Consider the following 1,196-nt stretch of genomic DNA (forward strand, 5'->3'; position numbering starts at 1 on the left):
AATGCCGCCCGCCTCGCGGATGCCGTCGCGCACGCGCTCGGCCAGCACCAGATGATGGCGGTTGCAGGGCGAAAGATCGCTGCCGGTCTGGGCAATACCGATGATCGGGCGGTTGGACTGGAGTTCCTCCATCGAGAGGCCATAGTTGAGGTAGCGCTCCAGATAGAGCGCGGTCATGTCGGGCGAGGCCGGATTGTCGAACCATGCACGACTGCGCAGCGAGATCTTGGGATTTTGCTCGGACATCGCTTTTCAGTCTCCTTCGCGCCGACCGATCGCACGAATCCCGCGCCGCGCCAGCTTGCTGTTGACGCTTATAAACATATATATCATATAAAAGTAAAGCGCGAGGATGCATTCATGAATAATCCCCTGATTCGACTGGGTTTGGTTGGGCTGGGCAAAATCGCCCGCGATCAGCATCTGCCCGCTATTGCCGGAAATCCACGCTTTGCCCTGACCGCCACGGCCGACCCTATGGGCGGGCTGGAGGGCATTGCTTCCTATACCAGCCTCGATGCCCTGCTCGATGCCCGACTGGCGCTGGATGCGATTGTGCTGTGCACCCCGCCCTCGGTGCGCGCGGGGCTGGCCCATCGCGCGCTGGCGGCTGGAATGCATGTGATGCTGGAAAAGCCGCCCGCCGCCGGTCTGTCGCAGCTTGACGCACTGGTCCGGGCGGGCACGGGCCGCACCATGCTGGCCACATGGCACAGCCGAGAAAGCGCCGCCGTCGATGCCGCCGCCGCATGGCTGGCCGCGCGGCAGATCAAGGCCGTGCGCCTCCACTGGCGCGAGGATGTGCGCGTCTGGCATCCGGGGCAGGACTGGCTGCTGGCGGCGGGCGGCTTCGGCGTGTTCGACACCGCGATCAACGCCTTCTCGATTCTGACGCATATTCTGCCCCAACCGCTGGCGCTGGAAAGCGCGGATCTGGGGATCCCCGCCAACCGTCAGGCGCCGATGACCGCACACCTGTCCATGCGCCATGCCGGGGCCGAAGTGGCCTGTGACCTGTCAATCCTGCACCCCGGCGCGCCGCAATGGGATATTGCCATCGACACCGATGCCGGCCTGCTGGAACTGACGCAGGGCGGCCAGCGGATGACCCTTGACGGCAAGGCGCAGAATATTGCGCCCGATGCCGAATATCCCCGGCTCTACGCCCGTTTTGCCAGCCTGATTGATGCGGGGCA

2 protein-coding genes are annotated in these 1,196 nt (G+C 64.5%); one reads left to right on the plus strand and one right to left on the minus strand.

Features of this window, described 5'->3' with window-relative positions; genetic code table 11:
* A partial coding sequence (locus FHW96_RS25905) for a dihydroxy-acid dehydratase (protein ID WP_172343446.1) occupies positions 1-246 on the minus strand: 246 nt, incomplete at its 3' end.
* Between the two features lie 114 nt (positions 247-360).
* On the opposite strand from FHW96_RS25905, the gene FHW96_RS25910 reads away from it, so the two are divergent.
* On the plus strand, positions 361-1,196 hold an 836-nt coding region (locus FHW96_RS25910; RefSeq protein ID WP_172343447.1), incomplete at its 3' end, for a Gfo/Idh/MocA family protein.

The sequence above is a fragment of the Novosphingobium sp. SG751A genome (assembly GCF_013149295.1).
Taxonomy (GTDB): domain Bacteria; phylum Pseudomonadota; class Alphaproteobacteria; order Sphingomonadales; family Sphingomonadaceae; genus Novosphingobium.